This window comes from Paracoccus benzoatiresistens, assembly GCF_026913015.1.
Classification (GTDB): Bacteria; Pseudomonadota; Alphaproteobacteria; order Rhodobacterales; family Rhodobacteraceae; genus Paracoccus; species Paracoccus benzoatiresistens.
Map to the genome: position 1 here is coordinate 1 of NZ_JAPTYD010000071.1, position 14752 is coordinate 14752.

General features: G+C 63.7%; 14 protein-coding genes and 1 pseudogene. 6 read left to right on the forward strand and 9 right to left on the reverse strand.

What is annotated here, in order from left to right:
- Nucleotides 1-239: 239 nt before the first annotated feature.
- Nucleotides 240-1553 carry an MFS transporter gene (locus tag OU682_RS21400; protein ID WP_268944235.1) on the reverse strand — a complete coding sequence of 438 codons (1314 nt, stop codon included), beginning with the start codon at nt 1551-1553 and terminating at the stop codon, nt 240-242.
- Nucleotides 1554-1562: 9 nt separating this feature from the next.
- Entirely contained in the window at nt 1563-1820 is a 258-nt protein-coding gene (locus OU682_RS21405; protein WP_268944236.1) for a metal-sensing transcriptional repressor, read from the reverse strand.
- A gap of 103 nt (nt 1821-1923) precedes the next feature.
- On the opposite strand from OU682_RS21405, the gene OU682_RS21410 reads away from it, so the two are divergent.
- From OU682_RS21410 to OU682_RS21420, 3 genes are read left to right on the forward strand one after another with little or no spacing between them, the layout of a single operon-like run.
- A complete protein-coding gene (locus tag OU682_RS21410) occupies nt 1924-2229 on the forward strand; it encodes a hypothetical protein (RefSeq protein ID WP_268944237.1) in 306 nt (101 codons plus the stop codon).
- Between the two features lie 54 nt (nt 2230-2283).
- Nucleotides 2284-3018: a HupE/UreJ family protein gene (locus tag OU682_RS21415; RefSeq protein ID WP_268944238.1), complete on the forward strand. Its 735-nt coding sequence runs from the start codon at nt 2284-2286 to the stop codon at nt 3016-3018.
- A 16-nt stretch (nt 3019-3034) separates the two neighbouring features.
- Nucleotides 3035-3667: a transmembrane anchor protein gene (locus tag OU682_RS21420; RefSeq protein ID WP_268944239.1), complete on the forward strand. Its 633-nt coding sequence runs from the start codon at nt 3035-3037 to the stop codon at nt 3665-3667.
- Nucleotides 3668-3794: 127 nt separating this feature from the next.
- Here the strand turns inward: OU682_RS21420 and OU682_RS21425 are convergent, their stop codons facing one another.
- The 4 genes from OU682_RS21425 to OU682_RS21440 all read right to left on the reverse strand — a co-directional run bounded on the left by OU682_RS21425 (nt 3795) and on the right by OU682_RS21440 (nt 8977).
- Complete coding sequence (locus tag OU682_RS21425) at nt 3795-5006, reverse strand: MFS transporter (protein ID WP_268944240.1); 1212 nt, start codon at nt 5004-5006, stop codon at nt 3795-3797.
- 31 nt (nt 5007-5037) lie between these two features.
- Entirely contained in the window at nt 5038-6465 is a 1428-nt protein-coding gene (gene chrA / locus OU682_RS21430) for a chromate efflux transporter (RefSeq protein ID WP_268944241.1), read from the reverse strand.
- The gene (locus OU682_RS21435) at nt 6462-7304 is read right to left on the reverse strand and encodes a chromate resistance protein ChrB domain-containing protein (RefSeq protein WP_268944242.1); all 843 of its coding nucleotides are present in this window, start codon (nt 7302-7304) and stop codon (nt 6462-6464) included. The genes chrA and OU682_RS21435 overlap by 4 nt, the downstream gene beginning before the upstream one ends.
- Before the next feature lie 638 nt (nt 7305-7942).
- On the reverse strand, nt 7943-8977 hold the full coding sequence (locus OU682_RS21440; RefSeq protein ID WP_268944243.1) for an IS110 family RNA-guided transposase: 1035 nt from the start codon (nt 8975-8977) through the stop codon (nt 7943-7945).
- Between the two features lie 226 nt (nt 8978-9203).
- Between OU682_RS21440 and OU682_RS21445 the strand changes: the two genes are divergently transcribed.
- Entirely contained in the window at nt 9204-10400 is a 1197-nt protein-coding gene (locus tag OU682_RS21445; protein ID WP_268944244.1) for an IS256 family transposase, read from the forward strand.
- A 170-nt stretch (nt 10401-10570) separates the two neighbouring features.
- Here the strand turns inward: OU682_RS21445 and OU682_RS21450 are convergent, their stop codons facing one another.
- Both OU682_RS21450 and OU682_RS21455 read right to left on the reverse strand, forming a co-directional pair.
- Nucleotides 10571-12205 carry an FAD-binding oxidoreductase gene (locus tag OU682_RS21450; RefSeq protein ID WP_268944245.1) on the reverse strand — a complete coding sequence of 545 codons (1635 nt, stop codon included), beginning with the start codon at nt 12203-12205 and terminating at the stop codon, nt 10571-10573.
- Nucleotides 12206-12218: 13 nt separating this feature from the next.
- Nucleotides 12219-12860: a glutathione S-transferase gene (locus OU682_RS21455; RefSeq protein ID WP_268944246.1), complete on the reverse strand. Its 642-nt coding sequence runs from the start codon at nt 12858-12860 to the stop codon at nt 12219-12221.
- A gap of 106 nt (nt 12861-12966) precedes the next feature.
- On the opposite strand from OU682_RS21455, the gene OU682_RS21460 reads away from it, so the two are divergent.
- A complete protein-coding gene (locus tag OU682_RS21460; protein ID WP_268944247.1) occupies nt 12967-13863 on the forward strand; it encodes a LysR family transcriptional regulator in 897 nt (298 codons plus the stop codon).
- 56 nt (nt 13864-13919) lie between these two features.
- Here OU682_RS21460 and OU682_RS21465 read toward each other — a convergent pair whose 3' ends face one another.
- Nucleotides 13920-14336, reverse strand: a complete 417-nt coding sequence (locus OU682_RS21465) for a transposase (protein ID WP_371832294.1) — start codon at nt 14334-14336, stop codon at nt 13920-13922.
- Between OU682_RS21465 and OU682_RS21470 the strand changes: the two are divergent.
- Nucleotides 14310-14644, forward strand: a pseudogene (locus OU682_RS21470) (transposase); the annotation flags it as partial. The gene OU682_RS21465 and the pseudogene OU682_RS21470 overlap by 27 nt on opposite strands.
- Nucleotides 14645-14752 lie beyond the last annotated feature (108 nt).

A 14752-nucleotide genomic window follows, 5' to 3' on the forward strand; every position in this document is an offset into this window, starting at 1 on the left:
TCCACTCCCAGAATCCATCAAGCCCTCAGCCGCAAGGGGCGCCGCTCAGACCGCCAAGTTCATATGCGATTCCCCTGCCTTGGTGCATGGTCGATGAACACAGCCTATTGTTGCCGCGGTCGAGAAGAACCCAAAGCTGATGGTCACATGCCGGTGGGAGATGCATGTGCAGCATCATGGTTTCTCCCTTTTCAGGACAGCTCCAGGATCGCGGGCTCGGGTCGTCAACTTAGAAGATGCTATCTGGCTGGCCACTGCGCATGGAGATCATCGATCACCACCGGGTGATGGTGGTGCCCATGCCTTCCAAACGCAACCAGATGCGGATGACCTTCGGGAAGATCGGGGTGCTGATGCGCGATGTCGGTTGGATCGCCGTTCGGCCAAAACCGCCAGGCCAGTCCAACTCCGACAAGACTGATCAGTGCCATGGCCACAAAGGCAACATCCATGCCCATCGTCGCGCCCAGCTGACCAACCAGCGGATAGCAGATCAGCCAACAGGCATGCGACAGGGCGAACTGCGCCGCGAAGATCGCCGGGCGATCCTCCGGGTGAGCCGAACGGCGCAGCAGCCGGCCCGGCGGCGTCTGAGCCACCGAATAGCCAAAACCCAAAATCAGCCACAGGGCCAGAAGCCAGCCATAGCTCTCCACTGCCACACCGGCCGCTGTGCCAAGGGCCAGCCCGGCTGCGCCGGTGATCATCACCGGGCGGTCTGACAGACGCTCCAGCACACGAGGCAGCGCCAGAGCCGCGATCATCGAACCCGCGCCGAAGGCCGCCAGTGCCAGCGCCACCTGCGGCTCGGCCAGACCGAAGCTCGCCTTGAGCAGAACAACCGTGTTGACGATCACCATCGAGCCTGCTGCCGACACCGCCAGGTTGATGGCCAGAAGCCCGCGCAAGCGCGGCGTCGCCAGATAGATGCGAATGCCTCGCGTGGTGCGATCCCAGATCCCGCGCCTCGGGACGGCAGTATGCGGCACAGGCAGGCGCACGCTAAGAACAAGAGCGGCAGAGGCCAGGAACCCCAAAACCGTGCCAGCGAACAGGCTGTGAAAGCTGATGACGCTCAGAAGCGCCGCTGCCAGCATCGGGGAAACCAGGCTTTCAAGGTCATAGGCCAGCCGCGACAAGGACAAGGCACGGGTATACTCGTCCTCGTCGGGCAGGATGTCCGGGATGGTGGCCTGGAACGTCGGTGTAAAGGCGGCCGAGGCAGCCTGAAGCACGAAGATCAGCAGATAGATCTGCCAGATCTCGGTCACGAAGGGCAGCCACAGCGCCACGGCAGCCCGGATCAGGTCCAGACCGACCAGCAGCGACCGGCGCGGCAACCGGTCCGTGAATGCCTGCGCCACCGGCGCCACGCCGACATAAGCGATCATCTTGATGGCCAGCGCCGTGCCCAGCACCGCCCCCGCATTGGCGCCGGCCAGGTCATAGGCCAGCAGTCCCAAGGCGACCGTCATCAACCCGGTTCCGAGCAGCGCGATCACTTGGGCTGCGAAGAGGTGGCGGTAGGTGCGGTTCCTCAGAATGGCCAGCATTGCGGCTCCTTACAGAAGCTTTGTCATCGCCTTCATCTCGGCCAAGGCATCGCTGGTCTCATGAACAAGGCAGTGGTCGATGTGATCATGGATCAGGACCCGCTTGGCTGCTGTCACCGCGCTTTCCACCGCCGTCAGCTGGCGGGCGATGTCCAGGCACGGCTGCTGGCCTTCGATCATGCCGATGACATGGCGCAGATGCCCCTCGGCCCGTTTCAGCCGCTTGATCAGATCGGGATGGCTTGCATGGATGTGGGAATGTGACATAAAGGCACTGGTATCCCCCCCGGGGGGATTGAGCAAGGGCCTTGCCGACCCACCAGAAGGTCGCAGGTAACCGAGGGCAGGACAGATGCGATATGACGGGGCCTTGGCCCAGCTGATGACGGTTCTGATGGTGTTGGCTCTCGTGCTGGCGCCAGTCATCATCGTTGCCACCCACGGCCCTGCCGCAATCGCCGCGGCCGAGGAGATTGCCGCCCATGGTCATTCTCACGGTGATGAGGGCGGGCTGTTCCAAGGCCACGATGCCACGGATCACGATCATCAGAGCCTTGCCGTTCTGGCGGGCAGACATGACGGTGGCGATGCCCATCGAGACCGAACGCAGATGCTGATCACGATCGACGCCGATGGGTGGCCCCAGGACCTGCCGCGACGACCTCCCCGCACCTGAGACTGTCGCCGGGCCCCACGGGGCCTGACCTTTCTCGGACATACGGAATACTCAATGACACATCTTCTCTCGGGGGAGCGGGCAAGGCTGGACCGTGCCGGGTGGCGGCTGGCCATCCTGCTGGTGCTGACGGCACTGACCCTGCTCCTGACCCTCCATCCTGCCCTGGCGCATAACGTCACCGAAGGCGACAAGGGCTATATTCAGGAAATCAGCGGGCCGAACCTCATCCCGTTCCTGTATCTGGGCGCCAAGCACATGGTGACCGGATACGACCACATCCTGTTTTTGGCAGGGGTGATCTTCTTCCTCTACCGGACGCGCGACATCGGCATCTATGTCAGCCTGTTCGCCCTTGGCCATTCGACCACCATGCTACTGGGGGTCATGTTCGGCTGGCAGGTGAACGCCTATTTCATCGACATGATCATCGGCCTCAGCGTGGCCTACAAGGCTCTGGACAACCTGGGCGCGTTCCAGCGGTGGTTCGGCTATCAGCCCGACACCAAGGCGGCGACGCTGATCTTCGGCTTCTTCCACGGCCTGGGGCTGGCGACCAAGATCCTGGACTATGACATTGCGCCCGACGGGCTGTTGGTGAACCTGCTGGCCTTCAACGTGGGCGTCGAGATCGGCCAGTTGCTGGCCTTGTCAGCGATCCTGATCGCCATGAGCTACTGGCGCCGCACCACAGGGTTCTGGCGCCATGCCTATACCGCCAATGTCGTGATGATGAGCCTTGGCTTCATGCTGGCCGGTTATCAGCTGACCGGTCTTCTTGCTTCGTAATTCAAAGGAAATCCCCATGCATAATTCACAGAAACCCACTGTCGACGACCTGCCCACTTCGGCGCAACTTCTGAAATCGACCGTCATTGCCGCAGGCGTCGCGGCCGCGATCCTGGTCACGGTCGTGCTGCCCTCGGAATACAACATTGATCCGACCGGCGTAGGCCGCGTGCTGGGCCTTTCCGAAATGGGCGAGATCAAGCAGCAGCTGGCTGAAGAAGCCGAAATGGACCGCCAGATGGAAGAGGTGCCGGTCGGCCCGCAGACTTCGATCGGTTCGGCCCTGTTGGGCCTCATCGTCGGCACGGCTTACGCGCAAGAAGCACCGGCAGAGGGTTGGACGGACACGATCACGGTCGACCTGGATCCGGGCCAGGGCACCGAGGTCAAGCTGGTGATGGAGGAAGGTGCCGTGGTGCCCTTCGAGTGGACCGTCACCGGCGGCGTCGTGAACCACGACCAGCATGGCGATGGCTCCGGCGACAGCATCAGCTATGAAAAGGGGCGTGCTGTCGAGGGCCAGTCGGGCGAAATGACCGCTGCCTTCACCGGCAATCACGGCTGGTTCTGGCGTAACCGCGGTGACGAACCCGTGACGGTGACGCTGAACGTCCGCGGCGCCTATAGCAAGATCAAGCGCTTCGAGTGATCTCCAGGATGCCGGGGCGATCAGCGCCCCGGCATGTCCTCGGGCCATCCCCGCCAGGCGTGGGATCGCGCGTGTGCTTTAAAGCATCGTGCGAAGGACGGGCATGACGGCGTATGGCGCAGCGCTCCTAGCTTTCCTCCGGCGGCTTGATGTGACGGAACTGCACGAGCAGAAGCAGATCGTAGGTGATCTTCAGGATCCCGCAAAGGATGAACGGTCCTGCAAGGAATGGTCCTCCGAACATGGCGCCCGCGAGGGCGGGACTGAGCGCCGCCGCAAGGCTGCGCGGCACGGACGTGACGCTTGCGGCGGCCGCACGTTCGCCTTCGGTCACCACCGCCATGACGTAGGAGGATCGGGTCGGCACATCCATCTGTGACAGGGCGGCCCGAACCAGCAGCAAGGTCAGGGCAAGCCACAGGGTTGGGGCGAAGGCGGCGAGGATCAGGCACAGGCTCGACGGGATATGGGTGAAGACCATCGTGTTGATCAGGCCGATCCGCCCGGAGAGCCAGGCGGCGACCGGAAACGAAAATGCCGACAGAAGCCCGGAGCAGAAGAAAAACAGGCTTGCGGCAGCAAGCGACATGTCGAATTTCTGAAAGAGCCACAGCGCCAGCAATGACTGGACGACAAAGCCGCCGGCAAAGGAGTCGAGGCTGAAAAGTGCCGCGAGCTTGAAAACGATCTTCCGTGACGGCCCGAGTGCGCTCGGCTTCTGGTCGCCTTGCTGAGCCGGACGCTGCGGGAGCCTCCGATAGATGAGATATCCCGCGACGCCCAGCATCGCATAGAGGACAAACATCCCCTTGATGGCCGTCAGGGGGTCGATGCCACTACGGCCGAGAAGGTCCGGGGTTGCCGCCGACAAGGCTCCCACCGCCCCGGCAAGGGCACCAACAAGACTGTAGCGGGCGAAGAGGGCCGTGCGTCGTTTCGGCACGACAGCACGGGACAGAACCGCGTGCTCGATCGGAACGAAGACGCTGACGCTTCCAGAGCTGGGATTGATCGTCCCGGCGAAGGCCACCAGCAACAAGATCGCATAAGTTTCCGCGACCGAAAACAGGATCCCGGTCATCGCCATGAGGCCGGCTGCGGCCAGGAGGAGCCGGCGGTGCTCAAGACGCGCACCGAGCATGCCCACCGTGAGGGTCAGCAGCGAGGAGCCAAAGAGGGACACGGAGGACAGAACGCCGACCTGCCAGGGCGACAATCCCATGGCAAGAAGATAGGCGGGCAAGAGCACGGCAGCAAAACCGTCGCCGAAATCTCGGAGCCCCCTTGCCAAAAGCAGGGGGACGACAGACGCCGTTTCCCAAGCCGCGTTCGAGTCCAAGCTCCCTGTTCCGCTGCGCCCGTCCATTTTCCTAGGCGATCACTCCCACTGCGTAGAGACAGATACCAAGGCCTGCCGCTCCGGCCAGGACCGTGGTCATCCCCAGCTTCAGCCGGAACACGGCGACAAGGGCGAGCGCTGACAGCGCCGCCGCGATCCAGTCGATGGAGCCGAGGACCGGCAGTTCCACGGAAAGGGGTCCGGCCTCGATCCGCTGCACCTCGCGCCAGATCACGTGGATCGCGAACCAGATGGCCAGATTGAGGATGACGCCCACGACAGAGGCCGTGACGGCCGTCAGGGCAGCCGACAAGGCCCGATTGGCCCGAAGCCGCTCCATGTAGGGAGCGCCCAGGAAGATGAAGGCAAAGCAGGGCGCGAAGGTGACCCAGGTGGTCAGCAGGCCTCCCAGTGTGCCTGCCAGAAGCGCGTTCTCCCACCCGGCGTCGCGAAACGCCCCGAGGAAACCCACGAACTGGAGCACCATGATCAGCGGTCCCGGCGTGGTCTCGGCCATGCCGAGGCCGTCCAGCATCTCGCCGGGTCGGAGCCAGCCATAGGTCCCGACCGCCTCCTGGGCCACATAGGCAAGGACCGCGTAGGCGCCGCCGAAAGTCACCACCGCCATCTTCGAGAAGAAGAGGGCAATCTCGACGAAGACATTGCCCTCCCCCAGGGTGAGAACCAGGATGGCCACGGGCGCCAGCCAGAGGGCCAGCGCTGCCGCACCCGCCCTGAGCGCACTGCGCCTTGCAGCAGGCGGCATCTCGGCCATCTCCTCGCCGAGGAGCGTTTCGGCATCGTCGACATGAACCCCGCTGACCGACCCGTGGCCGCCACCTGGTGCAAAGGCGCGCAAGCCAGTTCGTGCACCCAGGTAGCCGATCAGGCCAGCGGTGAGCACGATCAGCGGAAAGGGTGCATCGAAGGCGAAGATCGCCACAAAGGACAGCACCGCGAGCAGGCGCATGGCGTCGTTCTTCAAGGCCCGCCGGCCGATGCGGACCACCGCTTGCAGCACAATGGCCAGGATGGCTGCCTTGAGGCCAAAGAACAGCGCCTCGACCAGGCCCACGTCACCAAGCAAGGCATAAAGCCAACTCAAGGCCATGATCGCGACCACCCCGGGCAGCACGAACAGCGCGCCCGCGATCAGGCCGCCGCGCGTTCCGTGCATCAGCCAGCCGATATAGGTGGCAAGCTGCTGCGCTTCGGGTCCTAGAAGGAGCATGCAGAAGTTCAGTGCGTGCAGGAACCGCCCATCGCCGATCGAGCGCTTTTCCTCGACAAGGATGCGATGCATGACGGCGATCTGCCCGGCAGGACCCCCAAAGGACAGAAGCGCAATGCGCGCCCAGGTGTGCGTTGCCTCGGCCGGCGAGGGAAACTCAGGCCGCGAAGCCGGAATGGCGGGACCGCCGGATCGTTCTGGTTCGGAGGTGATGCTTGTATCGGTCATAGCGCAGCTCCCGTTTTGGCACCGGGCCAGTTGTGGGTCTCGCCCGTGGCATCCCGCGCCCAGCGATAGAAGGCGTCATAGACCAGCATGCCGGCCTCAAGCTGCTCCAGATCGTCGGCATACATTCGTGACAGGCCGAGTGACACGGCGAGCAGTCCGGCGGCTTCTGGCGCGAGATCCAACCGGGCAGTGTCAGCACCCCGCACGATGGTTGCCAGCCGGTCTAGGGCTGGAATGGACAAACCCAACTCGGCCAGCATCACGTCAAAGCTGCACAACTCGCCACGGTGGCTGAAAAACACCCCTTCGATGTCAAAAGGCGCCGCGTCGTGACGCTCGGCCACGCCCTCGACTTCGGAAGGAGCAACGAACAGGATCACCGCGCTTGGATCGACAAAGCGGCGGATCAGCCACGGACAGGCGATACGGTCGATCTTGGGCCGCGCGCGCGTGACCCAGACCGTGCGTCCCTGCGCATCCCGGGGCGGCAACGTCGCGGGATTGATCAAGGGCAGATCAGCCTCTCGCCACGCCGCAAAGCCGCCATCGAGATATTCGGCCGCCCTGCCCTCGGCGCGCAACCAGGCCGCGGCGCCTTGGCTGCGGCAATGGCCTGCGTGGCACAGTGCGATGACGGGTCCGGCGGGACGCGGTGGCAGATCGGCAAGGGCGCGGTCGTCGGCACGGAGGGCGCGGTCGTCGGCACGGAGGGCGCCTGGCAGCAGCCGGGGATCGGCGTCGAAGTCCTCGTCCGATCGGACGTCCAGAATAATCGGCGCGCGGGCCGTGCCGACCAAACGGGCCAGCTTGTCGTGCGATATCGCATTGGGTGACGGCATGGGCGTTCCTCCCCGGAAAGGCTGATCATGATCGATCTGGAACGCGAACTTCGGCTGGCGCCTCGTGGGGCGGTCGCAAGCCCCATGCGATGAGTTAAGGACGAGAGGCTGCAGACGTCAAGCCGTCACATGTCATCTGACATGTGCGGGGAGTTGAGCCAGTCAGAGATTCAGCATGGACCGCGGATAATATGCTGAAGGGGAGGGCCTCATGAGACCCACCCATCATGTTTGCCCGTTCAGGCTGCCCATTCGACCTCGACTGTCAGGTGCGAGATGTATCAACACGCACTGTCCGGAAGGGGATGGCTGAACGGACACTTGGCTTATCCTTCGCTGGCTCTCTGCCCAGTGCTGCAAAGCCTGCCGAAGCCGAGTCTCAGGGCTGTGTCCCATGTGGTTCTCTAATCGCCTTCGTCAAGGGCTGATCTTTCTGCATTTCATCCTGCGCGCCGGGCTCTGTGGTTCTCTCCGCGGTCATCGCGCCGGATGCCGCATGTTTGCGTTCAGGGTCCGGGTGGATCGAAGTGGTGTGCGCGGTTTTTGCCGCAGTCTCGGGAACGATCTCACCCGCGCCGCGCGTCCCGGCTGGACGCATTCCGTTGCGGTGATGTCAGCGACGGTGCAGCTGTGCGACTTCAAGCCATCGCTGCTTCCTCCTGGAAGGGCGTGTTGGTGCGCCACATGGCATGCAGCATTACGGCCAGCTTCCGCGCCAGTGCGACCTTGGCCTTGCGGGGCCCGGTTCTGTCGGCAATCGTCTTTGCCCAGTTGCGCAGGCGGGAGCCGCCAAGCTTCCGGCAGAAGATCGCGTTTGCGGCTTCGAACAGGCATCTCCGGGTAAACCCATCACCGCGCTTTGACACCCGTCCGTTTCGGCTGATCTCTCCCGACTCGTAGCGCTTTGGCGTCAGTCCGAGATAGGCGCCTGCGCTGGAAGATCGCCGGAACCGCGCGGCGTCGTCGAAGGCTGCAACAACCGCCATGGCGGTGATCGGTCCGACACCGGGGGCGGTCATCAGCAGCCTGACTGTCGCATGCCGCCTGGCGATCGCACGGATCCGGCTGTCGAGCGCGGCAATGCGGGCCAGAACATCACGCCGGGCATGGAGCAAGGCCTCAAAGATGGGGACAAGATCAGGGGCAATTGCCAGCTCCTTCGAGATGATCTCCTCGGCACGCCGCTTGAACCCGCCAACCCGCTTGCCGAACATGACGCCAAAGGTCTTCAGCAGACCCCGGATCTCGTTCTCCAGCTTGACCCGCATGCCAACCAGTGTCTCGCGCGCTGTGAGCATTGCCCGGTTGACATAGGCCTCATGGCTCTTGATCTGCACTGCCTTGAACCAACCGGTGCGAACGATCTGTGCCAGGCCTCGGGCATCATGCCGGTCAGTCTTGTTGGGCATCATCTTCAACACCCCGTTCGCGTGCCGCGCATCGATGCAGATGATTGGCACTTGCCGTGCCGTCAGCGCGTTCCAGAGCCAGACGGCCAGTGGCCCGGTTTCCATGCCGACCCGTTCGAGGTCGCCCGCCCGCGCCGTCAGCCAAGCGGCGATCCTGTCCGGGCAGGTCGGCACCTTTGCCTCTGCCAAGATCGTGCCGTCCTGGCTCACCATGCAGATCGCCGTCTCCTCCTGCGACACATCCAACGCAGCAAAAACACCCATCGTATCCTCCATGTGCAAGACTTCGGCGAATGCCAAAGCAACGGAGCCATACTGCCCGAAGCAACCAAGGCAGCGGGGCGTGGCGATTACGCTAAGTGGTGTAGGAGGCCGCGCGCGGAGCCTTTGGCGTAGCGCGAGCCGCGCGGCCGTAGGTAACGCTGGCGGTCATCGCCGATCTTCGGAGTAGGTTTGGGTTGCAAGACCTGAAACCTGGATGGAGACGACGATGACCGATGACAGAATGGCGCTTATCGATCTGGTTGAGAAGCAGGCTGATGGCGATCTCGTGCGCGAGATGCTGGCCTTTGCGGCCGAGCGGATCATGGAAGCCGAAGTTGAGGCGCGGACCGGGGCTGCCAAGGGGGCGCGAACGCCCCTGCGGGAGGTTCAGCGCAACGGATACCGTGACCGCGATTGGGACACCCGTGCCGGGCGGATCACGCTGGAGATCCCGAAGCTCCGGAAGGGCAGCTACTTTCCCAGCTTCCTGGAACCACGCCGCACAGCCGAGAAAGCCTTGGTGGCGGTGATCCAAGAGGCTTATGTTCACGGTGTCTCAACCCGCTCGGTCGACGACCTGGTCAAGGCCATGGGCGCGGGCGGGATGTCCAAGAGCCAGGTCAGCCGCCTCTGCGCCGAGATCGACGAGCGGGTGAACGCGTTCCTGAGCCGTCCGTTGGAGGGCGCGTGGCCCTATCTCTGGCTCGACGCGACCTATCTGAAGGTGCGCGAAGGCGGGCGGATTGTCAGCCACGCCGTGATAATCGCCGTCGGGGTCAACGAGGACGGCAAGCGCGAGGTGCTGGGGGTCGCGATTGGCCTCTCCGAAGCCGAGGCGTTCTGGATGAAGTTCCTGCGCTCTCTTGCCGACCGCGGCTTGCGCGGCGTGAAGCTGGTGATCGCCGACGACCACAAGGGTCTGCGGGCCGCCGCGCGCCGGGTCTTCAACGCAACCCACCAGAGATGCCGGGTTCATTGGATGCGCAACGCCTTGGCCCATGCTCCAGCCAAGAGCCGCACCGCCATGGCGGCGATGCTGAAGACGATCTTCGCCCAGGAAACCAAGGCCGAGGCGGAAAAGCAGTGGGATATCGTCGCGGAGGCGTTGCGTGAGAAGCAGCCGAAGCTGGGCGCCCTGATGGACGCCTCCCGGGACGACGTGCTGGCGTACATGTCCTTCCCCCGCGAACACTGGGCTCAGATCGCCAGCACAAATCCACTGGAACGGGTGAACCGCGAGGTGAAGCGACGCGCTGACGTGATCGGCATCTTTCCGAACGACGATGCAGTCATTCGTCTCGTCGGCGCGCTGATGCTCGAGACAAACGACGAATGGGCCGTCGCCCGGCGCTATATGAGCCTTGAAACGCTCGCTCGCGTCACCGACAATCCCAACGTCAGGCTGCCCGCCGTGGCATCCTGATCGAACCCCAATCTTTCCGGGGGTCGGCGCTCATACACCATGCCCTGGGGCACTATCCGTTCCTCACCTGATGCTAGGGCCGACAGCATCATCGGACCCTCCTCAGCATCATCACTCCGAGGGACAGCCACCTTCATGGCGATCTGAAGAGCGCAGGCCCATTACGGCATCTAAGCTGGGTTTACAGATGCGACTCGTTCGCTGGGACCAAAGGTTTCGAAGTAGATGCGGTTGGCTGCCACGCCGCCCGCTTGAAGGTTGGCGCGGATGTCTGCCATGAACCCGGCCGGACCACAGAGCAGGAAGTCGGCATCATGGGCTGACGGAAGTGACACCAAGTCGGTCGCCCCGATCCGGCCCGACCGGTCGAAGATCCGGATATCATCCCCGTCCTCGGGTGCGCTGTAATGGACTTGGCGGAGGGCATGACCGCCCTTGGCGACGAGGTCGTTTAGCTCTACGGCGAAGGCATGATCGCGGCCGTTCCGCGCGACGTGAACGAAGGTGACCCGCCGCCGCGGCTGCTCCGCGATCAGGGCATGCAGCATGGACAGCAACGGCGTGATCCCGACCCCTGCGCTGACAAGAACCAGCGGACGATCTCCCGGCGGCAGGGTGAACTCTCCCTGCGGCGGCTGTGCTTCGATCACATCGCCAATCCGCACTGTGTCATGCAGAAAGCCCGAGGCTATGCCATGATCCTCGCGCTTGACGCTGATCCGCCACCTTGAGGCGGCAGGGCTGCCGGAAAGCGAGTAGCTGCGCTCGACCTGGGCCGGTTCTCCCGGAATGTCCAGGCAGATCGGCAGGTGCTGCCCTGCCTGGAAGCGGCCAAGCGGGGTCCCATCGGCCGATGTCAGGTGGAACGAGACGATGCCCGCACTTTCCTCGACCTTGTCGACGACCTTCAACCGCAGGCTCCGGCCGGAAGGTCGCCAGCGCAGCGACAAGGCGAAGGGACGGTCCACGACCTTGTCGACCGCGACATGGATCATACGCCTCGCAGCGGGATCATGACTGTCTTTGGGGTTCCAGTCGATCCGGGCCCGACCGCTGACATGAAGGAGGCTGCCCGAGGTGAAATCGACGATCAGCACCCCCACCCGAGGGTTACGCATCAGATTGCCAATGGTGTTGAAAAAGTTGTTTCCCGGATAATCCGGCACAAGGAGCGACCCATCATCCGTCACGCGCACGAAGCCGGGTGCGCCGCCCCGGTGGGATGCGTCATACCCGTGCCCCTCCGACAGGCTGCCGGACCCGATGAAGATCGTGTCGGCCGCGGCGATCCGTGCCGTCTGTGCGGCTTCCAGCCTGTCAGAGATCCGGGCGGCCTGGGCGGAATGCCCAGCCACGCGATGCCAGTTACGGGCATGGATGTATTGCGGACAGTTGCCAAAGCTCTGATCGACCCGCAGTTCATAGCCCTGCGGCGTTGCAGTCAGTGTTCCATTCAGACGGTTGCGGCGGCGGGTCGCGAGATCGATCCCCAGAAGGCCGACTGGCCCGCCATCGGTCAGGCTGGCGGCCAGCGGGTCGTCCTGCGCCAGCATCCGTCCGATCGACAGGTGCTCCGCATCAGGGGAGGAGACAAACCCTTCGGGACCTTCCAGGACCGAGACCCAGGTCTGTCCGTCGTTCTGTCCGCCAGCGACGATCAGAAACGGCAGCCCTGCGAAGAATGTCCGGTGCTGATCGGGCATGGCGGTTCGGATGAAGGCACCCCCTGCCGCGGCAATGTCGGTCGTGCCCGCCAGCCTTTGCGCGGCCAGTTCGCCCGGATGGAATGGAGATGCCGCTGTCATCGCATACCCTCCTTCAGGCCAGCGCAGGCGAACGTGCCATGCCGATGAAGCCCTTCAGCGCTTCGACGCGGTTGAGCCAGGCCCGGATCGCGGGATAGGGTTCAAGGCTGACCCCGCCTTCGGGCGCGTGGGCGATGTAGCTGTAGCCCGCAATCTCAGCCAGCGTCACGCGATCTGCCGCGAGCCAGTCACGCGCCTGCAGATGCGCGTCCATGACGGCAAAGAGAGCGTGCGTGCGGGTCTGGGCCGCGGCGTGATCGAGGTCCGCGCCGAACACCGTCACCAGCCGTGCGGCACAGGGACCGAACGCGATCTCGCCCGCCGCGATGGACAGCCAGCGCTGGATCTCTGCCGCCTCGACAGGATCGTGGCCCCGCCAGGCGGGCGCATCTCCATGGCGCATGACAAGATAGGTCAGGATCGCGTTTGAATCCGAAAGCCTCACGCCGTTGTCGTCGATGGCCGGCACCTGCCCAAGGGGACTGATTATCAGATAGTCGGGTGCCTTGTGCGCGCCCGCCGCCATGTCCAGATCGACCGCCTCGTAAGGCAGTCCCAGAAGGGAGAGCATCAACTCGACCCTGTGGCAGTGCCCGGATTTGGGATGGCGGTAAAGGATCACCGGGGAAACGGGATGGGACATGTCAGCGGTCATTCGTCTTGCTCCTTGTGTCTGGCAGGCAAGATAGCGATGATCGGATCATGCAAGAATGGTCGCATTGCGCAGCGCACCATTTCGCATCCTGCAGGAATGAGGCGTCATGGATAGGCTGCAGTCACTTCGGGTTTTCGTCGCGGTGGCCGATGCAGAGAGCTTTGCCGGAGGTGCCCGCGCCCTGGGGATCAGTGCGCCGTCGGCCACGCGCGGCGTCGGCGACCTGGAGGCCGCGCTCGGGACGCGGCTGTTCACCCGGACGACACGGCAGGTGCGCCTGTCCGAGGCAGGGCGCGCCTATCTCGAGGATGTGCGTGACATCCTGGCCCACCTGCAGGCGGCAGATGACGCTGCCTCGGGCGCGGCCGCGAGACCGGTTGGCACGCTGCGCATCACCTGCCCTCAGGAATTCGGACGGTTGCATGTGGCGCCCTTGATCACTGATTTTCTGGATGCGCATGACGGCATTAGTGCAGAAATCATTATGGTCGACCGTGTGGTGAACCTGGTGGAGGAAGGGTTCGACGTGGCCGTTCGTATCGGCCCTCTGCCATCCTCGGACCTGACCGCGGTGAAGGTTGGCGAGGTCAGACGGGTTATTTGCGGCTCGACCGGCTATCTTGCGGAGCACGGAATTCCGACGGACCCGTCCGATCTGCTGAAGCACCGGCTGGTCGCATCACGCATCGATGCGGCCGCTCCACAATGGCGCTTTGGAGCCGACGAAACGTGCGTCCTGAAGATCACGCCGCGACTCACGGTGAGCAGTGTGGCGGCCTCTCTGGACATCGCACGCAAGGGCTGGGGGCTGACGCGCGCGCTGTCCTACCAGATCGTGCAGGACATCGAGAACGGTAGTCTGCAGATCGTGCTGGCGCAGCATGAACCCGCCGTGCTGCCGGTCCATCTGGTCCACGTCGATGGCCGCCGCGCCGCCGCCAAAGTCCGCGCCTTCCTCGACTTCGCCGCCCCGCGGCTGCGCCGGATCGCGGACTCAAGCTAAGCATTGGCACTACTTTGGCATTCTGTCGGGAACGACTGTGACTGATCCGCATTCCGCTATCGGTGTGGGAGAGCAGGGTCACCGGCGATGGCGCTGGATGGACGTTGGCGGGAAGATCCAGAACGCTGGCTTGCGCCGTTTATGTCGGCCCTGTTGAAGGACGCGCAACTCCAGTCCAGATGCCCGGCGTCCGACAGCCACTCGAGCAGCACGCGATGGAGCCTGGCCCAAGCACCGGCTGTCTGCCAGTCACGCAACCTGCGCCAGCAGGCCATGCCGGAGCAGCCGAACTCGCTTGGCAGCATCTTACAAGGAATGCCGGACCGCAGGACAAAGATGATGCTGGCCAAAGCCAAGTGATCATCGCATCGAGGGCGGCCGCCCTTGGTTTTGGGCCGCTCCCTTGGCAGAGGCAGCGCAAACGCCTCCCAAATATCAATAGATACACCGGCAAGCGAGGTCGTCAGCGCCAATTCAGTGACGCCGCGATCCAGACATGTCTGACGTTGAAGGTCCTGTTTGGCATGGCGCTCCGGCAGATCGAGCCATGGAACGCCACTGGTCCGAGTGACCATGGCGAGGTGGCTTCGTCGAGAGCCTTCTGCGTTTGGTCGGCCTGGACTGGGCGGTTCCCGACTTCAGCACCTTGAGCAGGCGTCAGAAGATCTTGGCTGTCAACATCCCCTATCGTGGCTCAGAGGGTCCCCTGCACCTTCTGATCGACAGCACCGGCCTCAAGGCCGAAGGGGAAGGCGAGTGGAACGCCCGCAAGCATGGCGGCAGACTTCTGTCTATCGGCTGCTGAAGTCCTGTGATACCAGCGGTATGAACCATCGACTCTGAAGGTGGTTTGCTTTGCGGCCGACCTCTGATTCACTCCACGGCAAGG